The following is a 22,874-nucleotide window of genomic DNA, read 5'->3' as shown; positions in this document are numbered from 1 at the left end:
TTCTCCTTTTTGAAAATAAAAGGAGCTATTATATCATAAAAAATTAATAAAAATTTTAGTAGAATTAGAGCTTATATTTTAAAAAGGTTTTTTCAATGAAAAAAGTAGGCGTAGTTATCCCTATATACAATGTGGAAAAATATTTAAGAGAATGTTTAGAAAGTGTGGTAAATCAAACTTATACAAATTTAGAAGTGGTATTGGTTAATGATGGTAGCACGGATGAAAATTCTTTAAAAATTGCTAAGGAATATGTTTTAAAAGATACAAGATTTGTTCTAATTAATAAAGAAAATGGTGGGCAAAGCTCGGCTAGAAATGTAGGTATAGAATATTTTGCAGCGGGGTTTGAATTAAAAAAAGCTGATAATAATTATTTTGAAAATGATAAAATAAATGATTTGGTTTGTTTTGAAATTTCAGAAAAAGCAAAACTTTATAAAAGTAAAAAATTTTTTCCTGATGAGAAGTTGATTGATGATTTTGTTCCATCTCAAATTGATTTTATTGTTTTTTTGGATCCAGATGATTTTTGGAGTTTGAATTGTATTGAAGAGTGTATTAAAAGAGCTGATGGGGTGGATATTGTATGGTTTGATTATAAAATGTTTTATGATAATTTAGACAAAAAATATTATGAAAATAATCCCAATTTAACTCTTTCCCAAATGCAACTTTATGAATATTACAAGCCAGAAAAAATTTCATCCCAGTCTTGGCTTAAGAGATGCTTAAAAATTCAATCTCAACTTCCATTTTGGTGTGTGTGTGGGGGTATATATTCTTTTCGTTATTTGCTACAAATTCGTTTGAAATTTTTAGAAGGGCTTATCCATGAGGATGTGCATTTTGGTATTTTACTTTTTGTCCAGGCACGTGAAATTTTTGTGTTGCCTAAAGTTTTGTATTATTACCGCATTCGTTCTAGTTCTACTGCGGCCTATGATAAGCAAAGTATTGTTTATCCCTACATGCAGGATTTGCTTGAAATTTTCGAGGGTGATTTTCAAATAGCCAAGCAATATCACGCTAAAAGTAGTATTTTTTTAAATGCTTGGTATATTAGAGAATTTATTCAAAATGAACTCGATAAAGAAAAAGGCATTTTGCTTGAAAAAGCTTTTTTTATGTTTTTATATTTTTGGCATTTTGATATTATGGGATTTGAAAAAGATCCAAGAAGGGTTAAAGAACTTTTTTTTCAAAAGCATCGTCCCGTATTCGAAGAAAATTACGCTTTATATCCTCAACTTGATTTTATGTTTAAGTATGGTTTAGCAGAAAGTAGAGTAAAAAATCATCTTTCTTTTTTGTTGGGCAAAGCTATGGTAGAAAATGCTAACTGTAATAGCTTTTATAAGTTGCCTTTCGAATTATTTAAGGCTATTTTGAAATTTAAAAGGTTTAGGAAAGAGCATCAAAAACTACCTTCTCTTAGAGATTATCCCGATAACAGACAAGCAGACGTAGTAAAGGGTTATTTATCCTATCGGATTGGTAATGCGACATTAAGAGCATTTAAAGAATGGTATATTCTAAAACCTCTGTTTCTGCCTTTTACATGGTATAGAATTTATAAAAAATTTAAAAGAAATAGTAGAATAAGTGGTGAAAATATCCAAAAGCCATATTTTGTTTTACCGGATAATGCTTTTACCGATGTAGCACGAGATAAACAGGCATTTCAAAGTTCTTTGAGTGTTTTTTCAAAAAATAATGATGCTTGTAGGGCCGTTGATTCTAACCTAAGAGATTTAGCTTACGCTTTTTGTACTTGCAAAGAACAAGAAGCTTGGTGGATACTGGACTTAGGGGAAAGTATTTGTATTGAAATGATACGATTGACTAATGTTTATAATCATTATGATAGAGCTAAAATGCTTAATTTACATGTTTATATTTCTTTGGATGGTAATTATTGGACTTTGATTGGAAGAGATTTTTATGTTTGGAAACATAGTGATTTGCATTGTGATATTATCGTATCGCAGAAAATTAGTGCAAGATGGATAAAAATAATCTCAAGGGAGGGAGAAGCTTTGAGTTTGGCTAAGGTTGAGGTGTTTAAACGGAATAAAAGAGCTTATATTATTTCAGCAAAACCTGATGGTTTAGGTATGAGATTAGCTAGTATGCTTATAGGAATATATTTAGCAAGAAAACTTGATTTTGAATTTGGATTTTTATGGGATAATTCCATTGATTTAGCTTGGATGGGTGTTACAGAATCTAAAAATGACGGAGAAATAAATTATCTTGGCAATTGTATGGATGAAGTTGATGCTGTATTTTCACAAGAATTTATTGATAAATATTTTTTATCACAGCAACAAGGAGTAGAATACAATCATGGAGATAAAATAAGAAAACAAAAGAGAACTTTTCAGACTCTAAAAGATGTAAATGCATTTGAAAAAGAATGGGGTTGGTATTCCACGGATATCTTGCCAAGCTTATGGATAGAAGATTGTCAAGAAGATGAGTGCTTGAGAGAGTTTAGAAAGATTTATCAAGATATTGATTTTTCAAGAGAATATAAAGAAATTTTAGCTTTGGTGGACCATGAATATACCAAATTAAATGGAGATTTTGTGGCACTTCACATTAGAGGTGGAGATCTTATTTTTTCTAATATGAGAAAAGCTCCCAATTTTGCCCCTGCTGCTGAAAGATTATTTCCCTATGAAATTGCTTTGCAAATTGCTCTAGATTCTTTGAGAGACAATAAGACTATCGTTGTTTTTGGACAAGATTTAAATGCTAATGAGAAGTTAGTAAACTACTTAAAAACTTTTTCTGAATTTAATCATCTTGACATCATTAACATAGATGCTTTAGTAAATAAAGAATATAATCAAATGCAAAGAACATTTTTTGAAATTAATTTTATGTCGAAAGCTCAACGAATTTATTCAGCTAAAGAATCTGTGTTTTCAAAGTGTGCGATGATGATTTCTGGAAAAAATAATTTAGTGTCTTTTCATAGCATTTTTTCACCTCAAATTCAATTAAAACTCATAGAACAAAATTTCAATAAGTTAGACTTACATCCTTTGCAGAGCGCGATGTCTTGTTTTAGATTATTTCAGCTTTCCAAAGAGTTAAAACAGCCTGTGCAGTATCAAATAAATTTCCTTGAAAAAGCTTTAAGGTTTGATGATGAAAATGATGCTTATAGAATTCATATCTTACAGTGTCTTTTTTTGCAAGAGCAATATGAACTGATTAATAAAAATTTAAAAGATATTCTACACACTCGTTTCGAATCTTTTTTTCAAACACTCCTTCCATACTCTTTGGGTGCTTTTGGAGATTGCTATACGGATTATACAACTTTTAAAGATGAAAAATATCCTTATATTGCTTTTGTAGGATATAAAATTTGTGATTTTTTAGGAGATTTAAAACAAGCCAAAGAATTAAAAACTTATGCTTTGAAAAACAATCAAACAAAAGATGAGCTTTTGGTCCTTGATGAGATAGATTTTACACATAAGAGTGGTGGTGTGAGATATGTTAAATCTAGTGTTTATTATGCACTTGGTAGAACTTTTGTTCAAGGAAAATTTATAAAAACATTTCAGATGCTTAATGAAAAAGAATATTTGCGAGAGAAAGTATCAAAAGAAGAAGAAATTTTGACAACAGGGTTAAAAGATTTTGATGATTATGATAAAGCTTTAAAAATTCAAAAACATTTAAGTTATCGCTTAGGTAAACTTTTATTTCATACTCACCAAAATCGTTATAGGGGAGCATATTTAGTTTTTCCTTACAAATTTTACAAGATTTATCGAAGTTATAAAAAAGAAGGGAGATAATTGGAATGATAGTATTTGATATTGAGGAAAGTAAGATTTTAAAAGGAGTTTTTCTCATTACGCCAAATAAATTTAAGGATTTAAGGGGTGAGATTTGGACAGCTTTTACCAGTGAGAATATTGACACCCTTTTACCCGAAGGGCTTTGCTTTAAACACGATAAATTCATCACTTCAAAAAAAGATGTAATCCGTGGCATACACGGAGATAGTAAGACTTACAAGCTTGCGACTTGCCTTTATGGCGAGGTTTTGCAGGTAGTTGTCGATTGCAATCCACTTAGTCCTACTTATTTAAAGCACGAAAAATTCATCATTAATCCGCAAAACCAACTTATAGTGTTAGTGCCAAAGGGCTTTGGCAATGCACATTTGGTAAGAAGTGATGAGGCAGTGTATTATTATAAGTGTGCTTATGAGGGTGAGTATGTGGATGCACCAGAGCAATTTACCTATGCGTGGAATGATGAGCGTATAGGTGTGGATTGGGGTGTAAGCACTCCTATACTTTCAGAGCGAGATATGTTGGTTGCAAGGGGGTAGTTATGCAAAAAGATTCTAAAATTTATGTAGCTGGACATAATGGAACAGCAGGAAGTGCCATTTTAAAAAGACTAAAAGAACTAGGATTTACCCATATCATCACAAAAAGTCGCTTAGAACTTAATTTGCTTGAGCAAAAAAAAGTTGCAGAGTTTTTTGCTAAGGAAAAACCCGAATATGTTTTTTTCGCCGCCGCTAAATTAGGGCATTTGGGTGTCAAAGCTCCGGCTGATATTTTGTATGAGAATTTAACAATGCAAAATAATGTTTTTCATAGTGCTTATTTAAATAATGTAAAAAAGCTTATTTTTTTTGGAAGTTCTTGGATGTATCCGCAAAAAGCCGCAAATCCTATCAAGGAAGAGAGTTTGCTTTGTGATGAATTAGATTATGTGGCTGAACCTTATGCAATTTCTAAAATTGCAGGACTTAAAATGGCTGAAGCCTATAATCTACAATACAACACAAATTTCATTAGCGTAGCTTTAACAAATTTATACGGAGAAACAAAGGATTTTGATTTTAAAACCGCTAAAGTTTTGCCAGCAATGCTTCGTAAAATGCACTTAGCAAAACTTTTGTATGAGTCAAAATATGAAGAACTTATGTTGGATTTGGGAATTAATGATATTAATGAAGCAAGGCAGTATTTAAAAAAGCAAGGTATTGATGATAAAAGCGTAGAGCTTTGGGGTAGTGGTAAGCCAAGACGCGAATTTATCCATAGTCAAGACCTAGCAGATGCTTGTATTTATATTATGCAAAATATTGATTTTAAAGATTTGCAAGGTAAAAACGACAAAGAGATTAAAAACACTCATATTAATATAGGCACAAATAAAGACCTTTCCATCAAGGACTTAGCAGAGCTTATTAAAAAAATTGTAGCCTATGCTGGAGAGCTTAAATTTGATACCACTAAGCCCGATAGCTCTATGAATAGACTGCTTGATTGTTCTAAAATCCATTCTTTAGGCTGGAAACATAAAATTGAGCTTGAAGAGGGAATTAAAATGCTTTATGAGTGGTATAGAAACGCAAAGAGATAGAGCAGAGTTTTATAAGCTGTATCGAGTATAGGAGACTTGTTTTGTTTAAGTTTACCGACTAAGATAATTTCATTAAAAGCTTGGTTGAATAAAGAAAAATTTTAAAAATTTAAAGGAGAAAAAATGTCAAAATGTCCTTTGTGTAAAGGTGTAAAATTGCAAAAAATTTTTGAGGCTAAAAATGCCTTTGTTTCCGTGGGAGATTTAGCCACACAAAATTATGATGCTTTAAACGGGGGGGGGGGGGGTATATAATCCGCACTCCTATTGTAAGGGCGATTTAAAACTTGAAGTTATGCAGTGCCTTGATTGTTCTTATGTTTATAATGCTCTTTTTGATAGGGAAAAAATGCACAAGGCTTATTCTGGCAAAAGCTATATTACCCCTAGAGCCATTTCAAATACCATGTCTTCACATATTGCAAAACTTAGCACTAAAATCAAATCCTATTCTCTTGGCGTTGGACTTGAGATTGCACCGGGTAGCTGTGATTTAGTGCAAGCTTTAGCGGGGGATTTTGATTTTTTTTACACCATAGATCCAAGCTATACTCCACAAGAATTACTCAAAAATGAGAGAAATATTTGCCATATTCAAAGCTTGTTTGATTATGAAAAAATTAGCAATGCTTTAAAACATAAGATTGATTTTATAATTTTTAGACATTTGATTGAGCATATTGATACTCCTAAGGATTTTTTAAAGGATGTGGTAAGGCTTGTAAAAGACGGTGGGATGATATACATTGAAACACCTAATGCGAAAGAAATTTTTGAAAGCCTACGCTTTTATGAAATCAGACACGAGCATTGTGGATATTGGGACTTGGTTGCTTTAAATAATGTTTTAGCGGATTTAGGTTGTGAACTTGTAGAGAGCGTAGAATTTTATGATGGGCAATGGATAGGGTTGTTTTTTAAAAAAACAGGACAAAGAACACAAAAAAGACCTATGATAATTTATGATGAAAATTTAACTCTTAAGCTTAATGCCCAGATAGAAAAATTGCATCAACTTTTAGAGCCTTATGAAAACATAGCCATTTATGGAGCAGGTGGGCATGCGAATTCTTTGTTGAGTTATTTAGATGAAAAAACCTGCCTTAAAATTAAAATGGCTATTGATAAAGATGAACGCAGAATAGGCACTTATTTACAAAATTCCAATATTTTAATTAAAAGTAATGTCAATGAAAATTTACAAGATATAGATTGTATTTTGATGTGTATGCCATGTTATGAAAGTACTGTATTTGAAAAGGAACTTAAACAAAAATTTAAAGGTAAAGTAATTTTAAGTGCTAAAGGAGTAAAATTACACACTTGAAGGAGAGAGAATGAAAGCTTTAATCACAGGTTTTACAGGGCAGGTGGGTTCGCAAATGGCAGATTATTTGCTAGAAAACACCGACTATGAAGTCATAGCTATGATGCGTTGGCAAGAAAGTATGGATAATGTTTATCATTTAAGCGATAGGATAAACAAAAAAGATAGAATCAGCATTTTTTATGCGGATTTAAATGATTATTCAAGCCTTCAAAAGCTTTTTGAAACTCAAAAGCCCGATTTTATCTTTCATTTGGCTGCTCAGTCTTTTCCTAAGACCTCTTTTGATATTCCCATTGAGACCTTACAAACTAATATCATCGGCACAGCCAATATCTTAGAAAACATTAGAATTCTAAAGCAAAAAGAGGGTTATGACCCTGTGGTGCATATATGCTCTTCAAGCGAGGTTTATGGTAGGGCAAAAATGGGCGTGAAATTAAACGAAGAAACACCTTTTCACGGAGCAAGTCCTTATAGTATAAGCAAGATTGGCACGGATTATTTGGGTCGCTTTTACGGGGAGGCTTATGGCATACGCACCTTTGTTACGCGTATGGGAACACATAGTGGTCCAAGACGCAGTGATGTTTTCTTTGAAAGCACGGTAGCAAAGCAAATCGCACTCATTGAAGCGGGCTATCAAGAGCCTGTCATAAAAGTGGGCAATCTAGACAGCACCCGCACTTTTCAAGATGCCCGTGATGCTATAAGGGCGTATTTCTTGCTTGCTATGGCAAGTAAAGAAGGTCGAGTGCCTTGCGGAGAAGCCTTTAATATAGCAGGAGAAGAAGCTTTTAAATTGCCTCAAATCATAGATATATTACTTGAATTTAGTGATAGGGGGGGGGGATTACAATTATAGAAGATAAAGATAGGTTGCGTCCTATTGATGCGAACTATCAAATGTTTGACAATACTAAAATAAAAAGTTTTATCGATTGGAAGGCACAAATCCCCGTGCGAACAATGCTAAAAGATTTACTTGAGCATTGGAGGGAGCAAATAAGAAAGGGCAGGATTCCTCTCAATCGCTAAAGCAATTGAAAGGAATAATATGCCAAAAAAGGTTTTAATCACAGGTGGTGCAGGTTATATTGGTTCGGTTTTGACGCCGGTTTTGTTGGAAAAAGGTTATGAGGTTTGTGTGATAGATAATTTAATGTTCGACCAAGTTTCACTTTTATCTTGTGCGTATAATAAAAATTTTACTTTTATAAATGGCGATGTCTTAGACGCAGAGCTTATTAAGCAAGAAGTTTCAAAGGCTGATGTTATCATTCCTTTGGCTGCCCTAGTGGGAGCGCCGCTTTGCAAGAAAAATGCCAAGCTTGCTAGAATGATAAATTATGAGGCTGTGAAAATGATAAGTGATTTTGCAAGCAAGGAACAAATTTTTATCTATCCTAATACCAATAGCGGTTATGGTATAGGTGAAAAAGATGCAATGTGTACAGAACAATCACCCCTGCGTCCTATTTCAGAATATGGAAAAGACAAAGTTGAAGCTGAGCTTTATCTGTTAGAAAAGGGAAATTGCGTAACCTTTCGTTTAGCGACAGTTTTTGGAGTGAGTGCTAGAATGAGACTTGATTTGCTTGTGAATGATTTTACTTACAGAGCCTTTAAGGATAAATTTATTGTGCTTTTTGAGGAGCATTTTAGACGCAATTATATTCATATTCGTGATGTGGTAAAAGGCTTTATTCACGGCATAGAAAATTATACCACTATGAAAGGGCAAGCTTATAATATGGGTTTGAGTTCTGCGAATTTGACCAAAAGAGAACTTGCTGAAACGATTAAAAAATATATACCTGATTTTTATATTCATAGTGCGAGTATAGGAGAGGACCCTGATAAGAGGGATTATTTGGTTTCTAATGCCAAGTTAGAAGCGACAGGCTGGAAGCCTGATGTGAGCTTAGATGAAGGCATACAAGAGCTTTTAAGAGCCTTTAAAATGATGAAGGTTAATCGCTTTGCGAATGTGTAGTTTAAAATTAAGGAGTTAAATTCAAATGCCAACCATACGCTCTCAAACCCCACTTCGACTAGGTCTTGCAGGGGGAGGGACTGATATTAATTTATATTGTGATAAATACACAGGCTATGTTTTAAATGCGACTATTTCGCTTTATATTCATTGCACTTTGATTGAAAGAGAAGATGGAAAAATCATCTTTGATTCTCCTGATACAAAGGCTTATGCAGAGTATGAGAGCAAGAGTAGGCTTGAATTTGATGGGAATTTAGACCTTTTTAAGGCTATTTATAACCGCATTGTAAAGGATTTTGCGAAAAAACCCTTGAGTTTTTCTTTGCATACTTATTCTGATGTGCCAAGCGGCAGCGGTTTGGGTGGAAGTTCGACTTTGGTGGTAGGTATCATTAAAGCCTTTGTAGAGTGGCTGAATTTAGCCTTGGGAGATTATGAAATTGCAAGATTGGCTTATGAGATAGAAAGAGAAGATTTGGGTATAGTAGGGGGAGCACAAGACCAATACGCTGCAACTTTCGGTGGCTTTAATTTTATGGAATTTTACGAGCAAAAAAGAGTGATAGTCAATCCCTTGCGTATCAAAAATTACATAGCTAGTGAGCTTGAGGCTAGAACGGTGCTTTATTTTACCAATATCACAAGAGAAGCAAAGGATATAGAAGAGCATAAAAAGGGGCAGCTTGGTGGGGGCAAGTCTCTAGAGGCTATGCACGCTATTAAAGAAGATGCTATTAGGATGAAGGAAGCTTTATTTAAAGCGGATTTTGATACACTAGCACAAATTTTAGGTCGTTCGTGGCAGAGCAAGAAAATTATCTCAGAAATTGTTAGCAATGATGAATTAGAACGCATTTATACCCTAGCTATGCAAAATGGTGCTTATAGTGGCAAAACAAGTGGGGCTGGAGCGGGTGGCTTTATGTTTTTCTTGTGTGAGCCTACTAGAAAATATGAGCTTGTAAGTCTTTTAAACAAAGAGCAGGGTTTTGTGAAAGATTTTTCATTTACCAAAGAAGGAACAAAATCGTGGAGAATTTAAACTCATACATAAAGGAACATTTTGAGCAAAGCCTAGCAGTAAAAGAGCAAATTTTAAAAGATGTGCTTTTGATAGAACTCATTAAAAATGTTTCATTAGAAGTCATAAAAGCCTATAAAAATGGCAACAAAACCTTACTAGCGGGTAATGGTGGCAGTGCAGCAGACGCACAGCATATCGCAGGGGAATTTGTAAGTAGATTTTATTTTGACAGACCGGGCATTGCAAGCATGGCACTTACAACGGATACGAGTGTATTGACAGCTATTGGAAATGACTATGGCTACGAGGAGCTTTTTGCCAGACAGGTGCAAGCACAAGGCGTTAAGGGCGATATTTTCATAGGAATTTCAACAAGCGGGAATAGTAAAAACATCTTAAAAGCTTTAGAAGTTTGTAAAGAAAAGGGAATTTTAAGCATAGGACTGACGGGTGCTAGTGGTGGGGCTATGAGTGGGCTTTGTGATTTTTGTATCAAGGTGCCTTCATCTTGCACACCAAGAATTCAAGAAGCGCATATTTTAATAGGGCATATTATTTGTGCTATTGTTGAAGAAGAACTTTTTGGCAAGGGTTTTTCTTGCAAGTAATAATACTTTGTGGTGGCTTAGGAACTAGACTTAAAAGTGTGATAAAAGATATTCCAAAACCTATGGCACCGATAAGGGATAAGCCTTTTTTAGAATTTATTTTTGAGTATCTTAAAAAGCAAGGTATAAAAGAAATCATTTTAGCAGTATCATACAAGTATGAGCTAATACAAGAATATTTTAAAGATGAATTTTTGGGGATAAAGATAAGTTATAGTATAGAAAAAGAGCCTTTAGGAACGGGCGGGGCTATAAAAGAGGCTTTGAAATTTATAAAAAATGAAGCCTATGTTTTAAATGGCGATACTTTTTTTGACATAGATTTAGCCAGATTGAAGTTAGATGAGAGTAGAATTTGCCTTGCTTTAAAGCAAATGCAAGATTTTGATAGATATGGCACGGTTGAGCTTGATGGACAAAATTATATCCAGTCCTTTAGGGAAAAAGAATTTACAAAACAGGGCTTAATCAACGCAGGAACTTATCTCATAGCTAGGGATATTTTTGATGGTTTTGATGTAAAAGAGAAATTTAGCTTTGAGGATTTTTTACAAGCAAATTTTGGGACTTTAAGAGCAAGGGCTGAAATTTTTGATGAATATTTTATAGATATAGGTGTGCCTAAGGATTATGAAAGTTTTTGTAGGAGTGGGAAGTGATTTTATATGGTCTTCATTTTCTTTTTTTATGTTGATATTTTAACGGTTTTGTATAAAAATTTATTTCAAATAAGGTTTGATTAATGCAAATACTTTCACATCGTGGTTATTGGAAAAACAAGGAAGAAAAAAATTCTATTGTAGCTTTTGAAAGAAGTTTGACTAAAATGTATGGTCTTGAAACTGATTTGCGAGATAATGGGGGGGGGTAGCCATATCACATGATATGGCTAATAAAGATTGTTTAAAATTGGAAGATTTTTTTAAACTTTATAAAAAATATAATACAAATTTACCCCTAGCCTTAAATATAAAGGCTGATGGGCTTCAAATTCCTCTTAAAAAGCTTATTCAAAAATATGAAATTACAAATTATTTTGTATTTGATATGTCAGTTCCTGATGCTTTGCTTTATATTGAGTTAAATTTTAGAGTCTTTACCAGACAAAGCGAATATGAAAAAGAGCCTAGCTTTTATGATAAAGCTTGTGGTGTTTGGATGGACGAATTTCATTCACATTGGATAGATAAGAATATTATAAAAAAACATATTGATAATGGTAAATCAGTTTGTATAGTTTCTCCAGAGCTTCATAAAAGAGATTATAAAAAAGAATGGAAAGAATATAAGCAAATAGAAAAAGAATTACAAATACAAGATAAATTAATGATTTGCACTGATTATCCCGATGAGGCAAAGGAGTTTTTCAATGACTAGGATAAAAGCTATTATCTTTGATATGGATGGGGTTTTGATTGAAGCAAAAGATTGGCATTATGAAGCTTTAAATAGAGCTTTAAAACTTTTTGGTATGGAGATTACTAGATACGAACATTTAACAACCTTTGATGGTTTGCCAACCAAAGATAAGTTAAAAATGCTTTCACTAGATAGAGGATTACCCCAATCTTTACATTCTTTTATAAATGAACTAAAACAACAATACACTATGGAAATTGTTTGGAGTTTGTGTAAGCCTAGATTTCATCACGAATATGCTTTGTCGAAGTTGAAAATTGAGGGCTATAAAATGGCTGTTTGTTCTAATTCTATACGCAATAGCATCGAAGTAATGATGAAAAAATCAGCTCTTGAGACTTATTTGGATTTTTACATTTCTAATGAAGATGTAAAAAAAGGAAAGCCTGATCCTGAAATGTATATTAAGGCTATAAAAAGATTCAAATTGAAGCCTAAAGAATGTATGATAGTAGAAGATAATGAAAATGGCATAAGAGCAGCTAAGGCAAGTGGAGCTAATGTAATGATTGTAGGTAAAGTTGATGAAGTAAATTATGAAAATATTAAAAATCATATTTTTAAATTTGAAAAGGAATTGAAATGTTAAATATAGTGGTTCCTATTGCAGGCAAAAGTTATTTTTTTGATAATGAAAAGGATGGTTTTCCAAAGCCATTTATTGAAATTTTTGGAAAAACTATGTTGGAACATTTTATTAAAAATTATGAAAATGTCAAGAATAAACGTTTTATTTTTATACTCAAAGAAGAAGATGTAAAACGTTATCATTTAGATGATGCAATTAATGTTTTAACCAACAATCAAAGTAAAATTATCATTCTTAAAAATGAAACAGGAGGCATGGTTTGCTCTGTTTTGATGGCTATTGATGAGATTGCTTTAAATCAATCTTTGCTTATTGTAAATATGGATCAAATTTTTGAGTATGATTTGAATAAAATTATTTCGGAATTATCTTTGGGTGATGCGGGTGTTTTAAGCTTTGAAAGCGTTCATCCAAGATGGGCTTATGTGAAATGCGATAAAGATAATTTTGTTTTAGAGGCTTTGGAGAAAAAGCCTGCAAGTAAAAATGCAATAGCGGGATTTTATTATTTTAATAAGGCTGAATATTTTATAAAATCAGCTTTTAATACAATTAAAAAAGATGTTAATTATGAAGGAAAATATTTTGTTGCTTCAACATTAAATGAATTAATTTTAGAAAATAAAAAGGTTGTAAATATTTCAATTGATAAAAATCGTTATTTTACTTTTTATTCTCATGTAAAAATTAATGAATATGAAAGGATTAAAAATGCTCAAAAAATTAACTGAAAAATATATTAGTGCTTTTAATGATAAAAATTTAAAAGAAGTGGCAAATTTATTAGATGATAATTTTGCTTTAGAAGATCCTGTTGTAAAAAGAATAGAGGGTAAGGATAAATGTTTATTGGCGATACAAAATATTTTTGAAAGCTGTAAAGAATTAAACTTTAGTGCGAAAAATATTTTTCAAGACAAAGATATAACTTTTATAGAATTTATTTTAATACTTGATGGCAATAGAATTGAAGGGGTGGATATTATAGAATGGAGAGATGAAAGAATTATTGAACTCCGTGCTTATCTAGATATTCCAAAAGGTTAATTATGAAAAATTATAAATTAGACGAAATGATTCGTGGTTGGTTTGTGGGGAATTTCAATCCAAGTGTTTTTAAAACCAACGATGTAGAAGTTGGTGTGAAAGAATATAAAAAAGGCGATACAGAAGAAAAACATCATCATAAAATTGCAACTGAAATTACTGTTATTATCAGCGGTAAGGTAAGAATGAATGATAAGATATATTCTAGGGGCGATATAGTAATGATTTATCCGGGGGAAGCCACAGATTTTGAGGCTTTAGAAGATACGATAAATGTTGTTGTAAAACTTCCAGGTGCTAATAATGATAAATATTTAGGAGAATGTCAATGAATATAGTAATTCCTATGGCTGGACTTGGAAGTCGTTTTGTAAAGGCTGGTTTTGATAAGCCAAAGCCTTTTATTGATGTTTTAGGTAAGCCAATGATAGTTAGAGTGCTTGAAAATTTAAGATATAAAAATGCAAAGTATATTTTAATAGCAAGAAAAGAGCATTTGATTCAAGAAAAAAAGTTAGTTGATAAAATCAAAAACGATTTTAATGTTGAATTTATAGGCATTGATAGGCTTACAGAAGGAACGGTTTGCACTGTGCTTTATGCAAGAAAATATATTAATAATGATCAGCCTTTGATAATAGCAAATTCTGATCAGATTGTTGATATAAATATAGCTGATTTTATCAATGATAGCTTTAATCGGTGTTTAGATGGTTTGATATTAACCTTTATCGATAAGGAAAAAAATCCAAAATGGTCGTTTGTAAAATTAAATAATGATTTGGTAGTGGAAGTAAAAGAAAAAGAAGCTATTAGTGAATTTGCCACAGTCGGGATTTATTTTTTCAATAAAGGTAAAATATTTATCGAAAGTGCTATAGATATGATTATAGAAAATGATAGAGTGAATAATGAGTTTTATACTTGTCCTGTTTATAATTATGCTATAAAAAATGACGCTAAAATAGGTATTTATAATATTGATTTTTCTAAAATGCACGGAATTGGAACACCAGAAGATTTGGAAATTTTTAAAACGATAAATAAATTATAAGGTTTGTTTTATATAATCGTGTAAAAATTTAAGAATTTTTGATGGTTATAGCAATATGAAAACCTTACTTATTGATTTAGACGGAACTTTAACAATTGATGAAGAAAATGTTGATTATATGGATAAAAAGCCAAATGTTCTTTTAATCCAAACTTTAAAAGAGTATAAAAAACAAGGTTTTAAAATCAATATTTTCACAAGTCGTAATATGCGTACATTTGATGGCGAGCTTGAAAAAATCAAAACTCATACATTGCCTACAATCATCTATTGGCTTAAAAAACATGATGTACCGTATGATGAGATAATCATAGGTAAACCTTGGTGCGGATATGATGGGTTTTATGTAGATGATAAAGCTATTCGTCCGTCTGAATTTACAAGTTTAAATTATAAGCAAATTAAAGAGCTTTTAAAAAAAGAAAACCCTCATAAAGATGGCGGCAATAAATGATACTCATAACTTCTGCAAAATATTTATCTTCTGATTTTACTTTAGAATTTGGAAAAATCCCTCCATCTTTTCTACCGCTTGGAAATAAAAGATTGTATGAACATCAAATAGAGCTTTTTAAAAATTTTAATCAAAAAGTTTTTTTATCTTTACCCAATGATTTTAAGTTAAGTAAATTTGATGAGAAAAAATTAAAAGAACTTAATGTTGAAATTTTATTTGTGCCAAATAATTTATCTTTAGGTGAATCTGTAGTTTATTGTTTAAATGTTTGTTGTGCTTTTGATGAAAAACTTTATATTTTACACGGAGATACTTTTTTTAAAGAACTTGCATTCAAAGAAAACTCTTTGCAGGTTACAAAAATTAAGGAAAATTATGATTGGGCTTATTTGAATAATGAATTTAATATGTCGTTAAAAACAATAGAAGATGATTTGATTTTAGCTGGAGCTTATAGTTTTTCTCAACCCCAATTTTTAACAAAGTGTATAGTTGAAAATAGTTATTCTTTCGTGAATGGCATGAAATCTTATTCTAAAGCTTATGCTTTTGATATTATAAAAAATGATACTTGGCTTGATTTTGGTCTTATAACAAGTTATTTTCACTCCAAAAAAGTTGTAAGCACACAAAGAAATTTTAATAATATAGATATTTCAAATGGCTATATAAAAAAGTCTTCTTCTTGGCAAGAAAAGATAAAAGCAGAGATTAACTGGTTTGATGACTTACCTAAAGAACTATTTATTTATACCCCTAAAGTTATAACTTATCAAGATAGTTATGAAATAGAATATCTTTGTAATAATACTTTAGCAGAATTGTATGTTTTTGGAAAATTACCTAGTTATGTTTGGAAAAAAATATTTAAGTCTTTAAAAGAATTTTTAGATAAGCTACACTCTTTTAAAAGCGATGATAAAGATATAAATTTTAATTGCAAAGACAAAACTTTAAAAAGATTGCGAGATTTTAGCAAACAAAGTGGAGTTGATTTGCATAGAGCTATTGCTATCAACTCAAAGTCTTATCCAAGTGTTCTAGCTTTAGTAGAAAAGCTTGATTTTTATATGAAAAGAGGTATCCATAATGGGGGGGGGGGATAATTGTCATTTTTCATTGATACATGGAGATTTTTGTTTTTCAAATATTATGTATGATTTTAGAGCTGGCACTGTAAAAACCTTTGATCCAAGGGGTTTTGATTTTAGTGGAAAAATTACTCCTTATGGAGATGAAAATTACGATTTTGCAAAATTAGTTCATTCTGTTTTTGGGCTTTATGATTTTATTATTGCAGGATTTTTTGAGTGTAAATTTGATGGTGATAATATAGAGTTTTTTATAGAAGAAGATAAAAATATTTTAGATATTCAAAAAGAATTTTTAAATATATTTGATATGGATGATAATGTTAAAGCTTTGACTTTGCATTTGTTTTTATCTATGTTGCCTTTGCATAATGATTTTAAAGAAAAACAAATGGCATTTTTGGCAAATGCTTTTATACTTTATGATAAATTTTTTAAGGAGAGCAAATGATTATAATCTTTCCTATGGCAGGACTAAGCAGTCGTTTTGCAAGGGCGGGCTATGATAAACCTAAATATATGCTTGATTTAAAAGGAAATAGTGTGTTTTTTCATGCTGTGAATAGTTTTAAAAAATATTTTAAAGATTTTAATTTTCTTTTTGTGTATAGAGATATTGAGAATACTAGCAATTTTATAAAAGAAGAATGTGAAAAATTAGGAATAAAATCTTACAAAAGTGTAAGATTAGAACAGGAAACTTTAGGTCAAGCTCACACAGTAAGACTTGGATTGGAAAGGGCAAATATTAAAGATGATGAGAGTATTTTAATTTTTAACATTGATACCTTTAGGCCAAATTTTTCTTTGCCTACTACTTTGGATTTTTGTAAAATTGATGGTTATTTAGAGGTGTTTGAGGCAGATGGGGAACAGTGGAGTTTTGTTTTAACTGATGAAAATGACAATGTGGTTAAAACTACGGAAAAAGAAAGAATTTCAAATCTTTGCAGTAGCGGACTTTATTATTTTAAAAAAGTAAAAGATTTTAAAGAAATTTTTGATAAAATGAAAGCTGAAAGTGATTTTAGTAAGGGAGAATTATATATAGCTCCTATGTATAATTATCTTATAAAAAAAGGTTTGCTTGTAAAATACCATAAAATTTCATTAGATGAAATTGTATTTTGCGGAACGCCAGATGAGTATGAGGGGATAAAAGTTAATGGTAGATTTTAGTATAATTAGACGTCAAAAATGGGTTATTTTAAAAGATAGTGAAATTTAGCTTTGAGAATTTTTTACAAGCAAATTTTGGGGCTTTAAGAGCAAGGGCTGAAATTTTTGATGAATATTTTATAGATATAGGTGTGCCTAAGGATTATGAAAGTTTTTGTAGGAGTGAGAAGTGATTTTTTTGCATAGACAAAATGATATTTCACAAAGAATTGAAAATTTTGGCGTAGAGCTTGATTTAAGACGGGGTAATGAAGGCTTGGTTTTAAATCACGATTTGTTAAGCTTTGGAATGAAGTATCCATTATTAAGTGAAAAATTAGCTTTTTTAAAAAATACTCCTATAATTTGCAATATCAAAGAATCAAATTTAGAAGAACTTGCTATGGATATGTTTGATACGGGGGGGGGGGGGGGTATGAGTATTATTTCCTAGACTCTCAAATACCTGATATTTTAAGGATTTCTAAAAATATCAAGGGTAAATTTATCATCCGTGTTTCTGATGTTGAAACGCTAAATCACAAACTACTCGAGCTTAGTGAGCCTAAATATTTATGGGTGGATTATTCTCAATTTTCAAATTTTAACTTAAAAGATTATGAGCAATTCATTGTAACTTTATATAAAAATATTGATAAAAATTTAGAGCCTATTATCGTATCTCCAGAGCTTTATGATTTGTCCTTTGCGGCTTTAATACAGCCAATGCAGCAAATTTTGCCCAAAGGATTTTCAGTATGCACCAAAAATCCCCAGTTTTGGAGTTCTTATGTTCAATCTTAAATATTTAGCCGATAAATATGAGCTTATTATGGTGGATATTGATAATACTTTGTTTAATTATACTTATGCGCATAATATGGCTTTAACGAGTGTGTTAAATCATTTTTCATTTTCACTTCTTGATTATGAAAATGCCAAAATGCAGATTAAAGCAAGAGCCTTATCTGTAAATCATCATAAAAAAGAATTGTATTTTAAAATAATGTGTGAAGAAAAAAATATACATTTTTCTCAAGCGAAGCTTATGTTTGAATTATATACTAGAGAATTTATTGCCAATATTAAAGTTGATAGGACAATGTTTGAGCTTTTAAGCTTTGCAAAAAGTAAAGCAAAGAAGGTTTTAGCTATAACGAATTTTTATTTTATAGAACAGCTTAATAAACTTAGCTATGCCAAGTTAGCCCCCTTGCTTGATTTTTTAATTTGTTCTGAAGAATTTGAAGTAGAAAAACCCAATAAAAAGCTTGTTGATAGAGCTTTTAACTTAGCTGACATTGGTTCTAAGGAAAAAGTAGTGATGATAGGAGATTCCATAGCCGATGAACTTGGAATTTATGACATAGAATATTATCCTTATAATTGCTCCAAGCTTTTAATATCCATTTCAGGCAAAAGCGGGGCGGGTAAATCCACTCTTAGTGAAGCGATTAAAGCTCTTTGTGATTGTATGATTGTGGGTGCAGATGGGTATCATAAATTTGATAGATATTCCAAGGCTTGGGAAAGGATGACGCATTATAATCCGCAAGGGAATAATCTCATCCAACTTGCATTAGATATTAAGCATATTTATCAAGATATTGATGATATATGTATCCCTTTATATAATCACGATTGTGGAACCTTTTCTAGGTCTAATACGATAAAAACTAAGGATTTGGATATTGTGATTATAGAAGGGCTGCATACTCTTTATAAGGAAGTTATAGGCGATTTTGTTAAGATTAAAATTTTTATTGATTCAGATGAAGCGGATAAGCAAAAAATACAAAGAGATACAAAAGAACGCGGTCATAATTTAGACAAGGTTGTAAGCTCGATTCAAAAAAGAGAAGAGGATTATTTTAAATATCTTTATAAACAAAAAGAAAATGCAAATTTTTTAATCACTATAAAAAATCAAAAATTCAAAATAGAGCTTTTTGATATTCTAAAGGGCGTAGGTTTGCAAGATGTTTATGAAGGAGAATACGATGATTTACTTAGCACTATCAAAGAAATATTTATGCAAATTTTTAATCAAAGATGGATAGGTCAATGAATAAAGAAAAAATACAAGGCTTAATCGATGAATATATAGCTATACGCAAGGTTTTTGGAAATATCCTTGATGCTCCTTCTAGGGGTGGGAATATATCTGTAAAAGATGGTCAATATTTAATCATCAAGGCTTCAGGAGAGGATTTAAAAAAGAAGCATAAAATTGCTGTATTAAAAAATCAGCAAAATATCGCAACTTATGCGGATGAGCTTAAAAATGAGAGGGCTAAACCTTCTATGGAGCTTGGTTTGCATCAGGTATTTAAAAACAAATATGTAGCTCATTATCATCCTGTTTATATACTGCCTTATCTTTGTGATTTTAATTTCATTTTTCCATATAGATGTATAGAATTTAAACTGCCCGGCGTGGAATTATTCCAAGCTGTGCAAGAAGATTATATTTATGAAAAGAGTGGGATTGTGATGTTGAGAAATCACGGGGTTGTTGTTTTTGCCGAAGATAAAAAGGATTTATTTGCTCTTCATCAAAGACTAAGAAAGGAATTTTTTGAACCCAATCAAAATATTTTTACCCCAGATGATGCTGTGGATGTGAAAAGCGAGGAGTTGTGGTTATTTAGAGAGGCTATTGAGAATATAGCTAGAAAGAAAAATCTAGCCCTAACTCAAATTAAAAATGAATACCTTGATAAATTAATCCATATGCCCCAAGAGCAGTATAGACTTAAACAAATTAACAAGGAGGTAAAATGAATATCATCATACCTGCCACAGGGATAGGAAAACGCTTTAAGGATGCGGGTTATAAAGAATTAAAACCCTTTATAAAGCTAAATGAAAATGAGTGTATTTTGGATTTTGTTGTGAATTGTTTTGACAAGGTTCAAGATAGTTTTTATTTTATCGCAAGAGAGCAAGAAAAAGAAAAATTTACCCATTTTGCAACAAGTAGAAAACTAAAAGCCAAGGTTTTAGTGTATGAAGGACAAAAGCTTGGTCCGGCTGGAACCTTAATAGGCGTAAAAGATTCTTTAAGTGAGCTTTTAGATGAGAGTGTGATTGTGAGTTATTGTGATTTTGGTCAAGAATGGGATTATAAACATTTCTTAGATTTTATTCGAAAAAATGATGAAGCACAAGGCATTATCCCTTGCTATACGGGTTATCATCCTCATTTAGAACCTATTGAAAATGTCTATGCTGTATGTAAAACATACGATAAAACTAAGCTTGTATATAAGGTCATAGAAAAATATCATTCTAAAGATAAATTAAGTGAGTTGCATTCAAGCGGAATGTATTATTTTAAATCCTTAAAAATAGCTTTTGAGGCGATAGAAAAGCAAATGAAAGCTAAGGATATGCTAAAAGGGGAGTATTATTTATCTATAAGCAATAATTATTTAGACAAAGTGCTTTGCTACCCTTTTGTAAAAAAATTCTATCAATTTGGCACCCCAAAAGATTTTGAATACGCCAAGGAAAAGTTAAGAAAAGTTAAAAATCTTGTCAATGAAGAAACAAAGATAAGTCATACTATTATCTTAGCTGCAGGGCGTGGAGAAAGATTTGTAAATTTAAATTTTTCTCAGCCTAAGCCCTTTTTACCGCTGGGAAATTCTACAATTATGGGCAATATTCTTGCAAATTTAAAGCTTGTGAAAACTAGTATTATTTGTGTAGGAGCCAACGACCACGAAAAATATTGGCAAGATATAAAAACCAAAGTGAGATATGTCAAGCCAAATAAAATAGGAGCCGCTTATTCTTATATCAATGCTTGCAAGGATTTAAAAGGAGATGTTTTGATTTTTCCTTGCGATTTACTTGCTAAACATATCACTCCTAGTTTTGAAAAAATGCGTCAAAAAGCAGATGCGATTATTTTTGTGGCTAAAGCTTGTGGGTTTAACTATGATAATCCTGATTATTTTACTTGGATAAGAGGGGATGATAAGGGTGTCGTTAATGAAATTAGTGTAAAATATAGGGCTGAAAACAGCGAGTGGATTATGATAGGGAGCTTTTATTTTAAGGATAATCAAATTCTAATTTCTTGTATTGAAGAAATGTTTGATAAGCAAATGAAAAATAATAATGAATTTTTTATAGATGGTGTGTTTAATCTTATGCTCGGAAAATATAAGATTTGTTATGTGTTGCTGGATAATTATTTTTCTTTTGGAACTCCGCAGGAGTATTTGGAAAATGGTTATTGGATATGATTTTAAAAATTTGGAGAGTTAATGAATAAAAATAAAAGATTAGCCATACATTTTTATGGTTTTATGAGAACTTTCAAAGATACTTACAATAGTTTTAAATCAAATATTCTTGAAATCAATCAACAAGATTATGAGGTTGATATCTTTATACACACTTGGGACACATATAACAGCTTGGATACGTCAAAAGAAAGTTTTGATTTATGGCATAAAGATTTGGACTACTATCCAACAATGAATGAGAAATTTTTAAGCGATAACGATAAGAATGATATCTTAAATTTTTATAAGCCTAAAAAAATATTAATTGAAAAACTAGAAGATGGAGTTTATGGTCGTTATATCACTTCCAGTAAAGTTGTTCAATTAAGAAAGGAATACGAGAAAGAAAATAATTTTAAATATGATGCCTTTTTATATCTTCGACCGGATTTAATGTTTAAAACACCACTTAGAATTTTGGGTTATATCAATTACTGGAAGGATAATCCTATTTTAGATACAAAGATAGTTTGGTGTGCTCATTCTTCTTTTTCGAGAATGGCTATTGCTGACCCTAGAGTTGTTACAGAGTGTGATATTATTTTCTTTACTAAATTTGATATAGAAATAAAGGAAATGATAGAAAATTGTAGTCCTAATATGAAATTAAATGAATGGTTGTATATTGCCATAGACTATCTGATAAATAGAGATTTTAGAATTTGGAGAGAAAAGTATGTAAATCATAGAGCCAGTGAGCTAATTTATATTAGAAAGAGTGTTTTAGATGGAAAAATCATAACCTTAACAAATGAAATACAAAATCTAAGAAACGAAAAAGAGATTTTACAAGATAAACTTGATTCCTTTCCTGTCAAAAAGCAGCATTTAGAATTAGCCAATCTAGAACAAGATTTAGTCATTAAAAAATTAGAAAGTAAAAAACTTGCTAAATCTTTAGGCATAAAAATGAATGTAATTAACCCTAAAATTACTTTTATTCAATCTAATTCAGCCAAGGCTCGTATTCAAAATCAACTTTCTTATAAACTAGGACAAGCTTTGATTATAAATTCAAAAAGCATATTAGGCTATATAAGAATGCCTTATGTATTATCTTATATAAAAGATAAGCATCAAAAAGAACGACTAAGCTATGAAACAAAAATAAAAGAAAATCCAAATTTAGCTTTACCTTCTTTAGAAACTTATCCTGATTATAATGAAGCTTTAAAAGAAAAAGAATGCTTTACTTATAAATTAGGAGAAGCTTTTATCAAAGCTCATAAAAATTGGTATAAAGGTGGATATATAAGGTTTTATTTCAAAGATGTGCCTAGCTTGAAGAAGCTTTACAAGAAATAAATACAAGTTTAAATTATGTAAAAACTAGCAAAAATTCCAATTTTATGATATAATCCCTTCTTTAAAAAATCAAAAAAAGGAGAACC

At 31.0% G+C, this 22,874-nt stretch carries 26 protein-coding genes and 1 pseudogene; all 27 read left to right on the top strand.

What is annotated here, in order from left to right; genetic code table 11:
• The first annotated feature begins 95 nt into the window (after nucleotides 1–95).
• The 27 genes and pseudogenes from ACLL8X_RS08925 (at nucleotide 96) to ACLL8X_RS08795 (ending at nucleotide 22,788) form a co-directional block, all read left to right on the top strand.
• Nucleotides 96–3,821: a glycosyltransferase family 2 protein gene (locus tag ACLL8X_RS08925; RefSeq protein WP_411990576.1), complete on the top strand. Its 3,726-nt coding sequence runs from the start codon at nucleotides 96–98 to the stop codon at nucleotides 3,819–3,821.
• Nucleotides 3,822–3,826: 5 nt separating this feature from the next.
• The gene (locus ACLL8X_RS08920; RefSeq protein ID WP_411990575.1) at nucleotides 3,827–4,363 is read left to right on the top strand and encodes a dTDP-4-dehydrorhamnose 3,5-epimerase family protein; all 537 of its coding nucleotides are present in this window, start codon (nucleotides 3,827–3,829) and stop codon (nucleotides 4,361–4,363) included.
• Between the two features lie 2 nt (nucleotides 4,364–4,365).
• Nucleotides 4,366–5,412, top strand: a complete 1,047-nt coding sequence (locus tag ACLL8X_RS08915; RefSeq protein ID WP_411990574.1) for a GDP-L-fucose synthase family protein — start codon at nucleotides 4,366–4,368, stop codon at nucleotides 5,410–5,412.
• Nucleotides 5,413–5,707: 295 nt separating this feature from the next.
• Entirely contained in the window at nucleotides 5,708–6,739 is a 1,032-nt protein-coding gene (locus tag ACLL8X_RS08910) for a class I SAM-dependent methyltransferase (RefSeq protein ID WP_411990573.1), read from the top strand.
• Between the two features lie 10 nt (nucleotides 6,740–6,749).
• Nucleotides 6,750–7,777, top strand: a pseudogene (locus ACLL8X_RS08905) (GDP-mannose 4,6-dehydratase).
• Nucleotides 7,778–7,796: 19 nt separating this feature from the next.
• Entirely contained in the window at nucleotides 7,797–8,735 is a 939-nt protein-coding gene (locus ACLL8X_RS08900; RefSeq protein ID WP_411990572.1) for an NAD-dependent epimerase/dehydratase family protein, read from the top strand.
• A gap of 25 nt (nucleotides 8,736–8,760) precedes the next feature.
• Entirely contained in the window at nucleotides 8,761–9,780 is a 1,020-nt protein-coding gene (gene hddA, locus ACLL8X_RS08895; protein WP_411990571.1) for a D-glycero-D-manno-heptose 7-phosphate kinase, read from the top strand.
• Nucleotides 9,768–10,370, top strand: coding sequence for a D-sedoheptulose 7-phosphate isomerase (gmhA2, locus tag ACLL8X_RS08890; protein WP_411990570.1), 603 nt, complete (start codon nucleotides 9,768–9,770; stop codon nucleotides 10,368–10,370). Before hddA ends, gmhA2 begins: the two co-directional genes overlap by 13 nt.
• Nucleotides 10,361–11,029, top strand: coding sequence for a D-glycero-D-manno-heptose 1-phosphate guanosyltransferase (hddC, locus tag ACLL8X_RS08885; protein ID WP_411990569.1), 669 nt, complete (start codon nucleotides 10,361–10,363; stop codon nucleotides 11,027–11,029). Before gmhA2 ends, hddC begins: the two co-directional genes overlap by 10 nt.
• A gap of 83 nt (nucleotides 11,030–11,112) precedes the next feature.
• Nucleotides 11,113–11,241 (top strand): hypothetical protein, encoded by a 129-nt coding sequence (locus ACLL8X_RS08880; protein ID WP_411990568.1) that lies wholly within the window; start codon nucleotides 11,113–11,115, stop codon nucleotides 11,239–11,241.
• Nucleotides 11,242–11,279: 38 nt separating this feature from the next.
• Nucleotides 11,280–11,747 (top strand): PI-PLC domain-containing protein, encoded by a 468-nt coding sequence (locus ACLL8X_RS08875; RefSeq protein ID WP_411990567.1) that lies wholly within the window; start codon nucleotides 11,280–11,282, stop codon nucleotides 11,745–11,747.
• Nucleotides 11,740–12,378, top strand: a complete 639-nt coding sequence (locus tag ACLL8X_RS08870) for an HAD family hydrolase (protein ID WP_411990566.1) — start codon at nucleotides 11,740–11,742, stop codon at nucleotides 12,376–12,378. Before ACLL8X_RS08875 ends, ACLL8X_RS08870 begins: the two co-directional genes overlap by 8 nt.
• Nucleotides 12,372–13,109 carry a glycosyltransferase family 2 protein gene (locus tag ACLL8X_RS08865; RefSeq protein ID WP_411990565.1) on the top strand — a complete coding sequence of 246 codons (738 nt, stop codon included), beginning with the start codon at nucleotides 12,372–12,374 and terminating at the stop codon, nucleotides 13,107–13,109. Before ACLL8X_RS08870 ends, ACLL8X_RS08865 begins: the two co-directional genes overlap by 7 nt.
• Complete coding sequence (locus tag ACLL8X_RS08860) at nucleotides 13,090–13,425, top strand: nuclear transport factor 2 family protein (protein ID WP_411990564.1); 336 nt, start codon at nucleotides 13,090–13,092, stop codon at nucleotides 13,423–13,425. Before ACLL8X_RS08865 ends, ACLL8X_RS08860 begins: the two co-directional genes overlap by 20 nt.
• A 2-nt stretch (nucleotides 13,426–13,427) precedes the next feature.
• A complete protein-coding gene (locus tag ACLL8X_RS08855) occupies nucleotides 13,428–13,757 on the top strand; it encodes a hypothetical protein (RefSeq protein WP_411990563.1) in 330 nt (109 codons plus the stop codon).
• Nucleotides 13,754–14,479, top strand: a complete 726-nt coding sequence (locus tag ACLL8X_RS08850) for a glycosyltransferase family 2 protein (RefSeq protein ID WP_411990562.1) — start codon at nucleotides 13,754–13,756, stop codon at nucleotides 14,477–14,479. The genes ACLL8X_RS08855 and ACLL8X_RS08850 overlap by 4 nt, the downstream gene beginning before the upstream one ends.
• 55 nt (nucleotides 14,480–14,534) lie before the next feature.
• Nucleotides 14,535–14,933: an HAD-IIIC family phosphatase gene (locus tag ACLL8X_RS08845; protein ID WP_411990561.1), complete on the top strand. Its 399-nt coding sequence runs from the start codon at nucleotides 14,535–14,537 to the stop codon at nucleotides 14,931–14,933.
• Nucleotides 14,930–16,042, top strand: coding sequence for a capsular biosynthesis protein (locus ACLL8X_RS08840; protein ID WP_411990560.1), 1,113 nt, complete (start codon nucleotides 14,930–14,932; stop codon nucleotides 16,040–16,042). The genes ACLL8X_RS08845 and ACLL8X_RS08840 overlap by 4 nt, the downstream gene beginning before the upstream one ends.
• Nucleotides 16,026–16,478 carry a hypothetical protein gene (locus ACLL8X_RS08835; protein ID WP_411990559.1) on the top strand — a complete coding sequence of 151 codons (453 nt, stop codon included), beginning with the start codon at nucleotides 16,026–16,028 and terminating at the stop codon, nucleotides 16,476–16,478. The genes ACLL8X_RS08840 and ACLL8X_RS08835 overlap by 17 nt, the downstream gene beginning before the upstream one ends.
• Nucleotides 16,475–17,206 carry a glycosyltransferase family 2 protein gene (locus ACLL8X_RS08830; protein WP_411990558.1) on the top strand — a complete coding sequence of 244 codons (732 nt, stop codon included), beginning with the start codon at nucleotides 16,475–16,477 and terminating at the stop codon, nucleotides 17,204–17,206. Before ACLL8X_RS08835 ends, ACLL8X_RS08830 begins: the two co-directional genes overlap by 4 nt.
• Before the next feature lie 38 nt (nucleotides 17,207–17,244).
• A complete protein-coding gene (locus ACLL8X_RS08825) occupies nucleotides 17,245–17,379 on the top strand; it encodes a hypothetical protein (RefSeq protein WP_411990557.1) in 135 nt (44 codons plus the stop codon).
• On the top strand, nucleotides 17,376–17,639 hold the full coding sequence (locus tag ACLL8X_RS08820) for a PI-PLC domain-containing protein (protein WP_411990556.1): 264 nt from the start codon (nucleotides 17,376–17,378) through the stop codon (nucleotides 17,637–17,639). Before ACLL8X_RS08825 ends, ACLL8X_RS08820 begins: the two co-directional genes overlap by 4 nt.
• A 125-nt stretch (nucleotides 17,640–17,764) precedes the next feature.
• Entirely contained in the window at nucleotides 17,765–17,989 is a 225-nt protein-coding gene (locus tag ACLL8X_RS08815) for a hypothetical protein (RefSeq protein ID WP_411990555.1), read from the top strand.
• The gene (locus tag ACLL8X_RS08810; RefSeq protein ID WP_411990554.1) at nucleotides 17,976–19,253 is read left to right on the top strand and encodes an HAD-IA family hydrolase; all 1,278 of its coding nucleotides are present in this window, start codon (nucleotides 17,976–17,978) and stop codon (nucleotides 19,251–19,253) included. Before ACLL8X_RS08815 ends, ACLL8X_RS08810 begins: the two co-directional genes overlap by 14 nt.
• Entirely contained in the window at nucleotides 19,250–19,969 is a 720-nt protein-coding gene (locus ACLL8X_RS08805; protein ID WP_411990553.1) for a class II aldolase/adducin family protein, read from the top strand. Before ACLL8X_RS08810 ends, ACLL8X_RS08805 begins: the two co-directional genes overlap by 4 nt.
• Nucleotides 19,966–21,441 (top strand): sugar phosphate nucleotidyltransferase, encoded by a 1,476-nt coding sequence (locus tag ACLL8X_RS08800; protein WP_411990552.1) that lies wholly within the window; start codon nucleotides 19,966–19,968, stop codon nucleotides 21,439–21,441. The genes ACLL8X_RS08805 and ACLL8X_RS08800 overlap by 4 nt, the downstream gene beginning before the upstream one ends.
• A 21-nt stretch (nucleotides 21,442–21,462) precedes the next feature.
• Nucleotides 21,463–22,788, top strand: coding sequence for a hypothetical protein (locus ACLL8X_RS08795; protein ID WP_411990551.1), 1,326 nt, complete (start codon nucleotides 21,463–21,465; stop codon nucleotides 22,786–22,788).
• Nucleotides 22,789–22,874: the final 86 nt, after the last annotated feature.

The organism is Campylobacter parajejuni (assembly GCF_046764905.1).
In the GTDB taxonomy this organism is placed as follows: Bacteria; Campylobacterota; Campylobacteria; order Campylobacterales; family Campylobacteraceae; genus Campylobacter_D.
The sequence above is the reverse complement of the archived record's forward strand: the minus strand, read 5'-3'. Positions and strand labels throughout refer to the sequence as shown.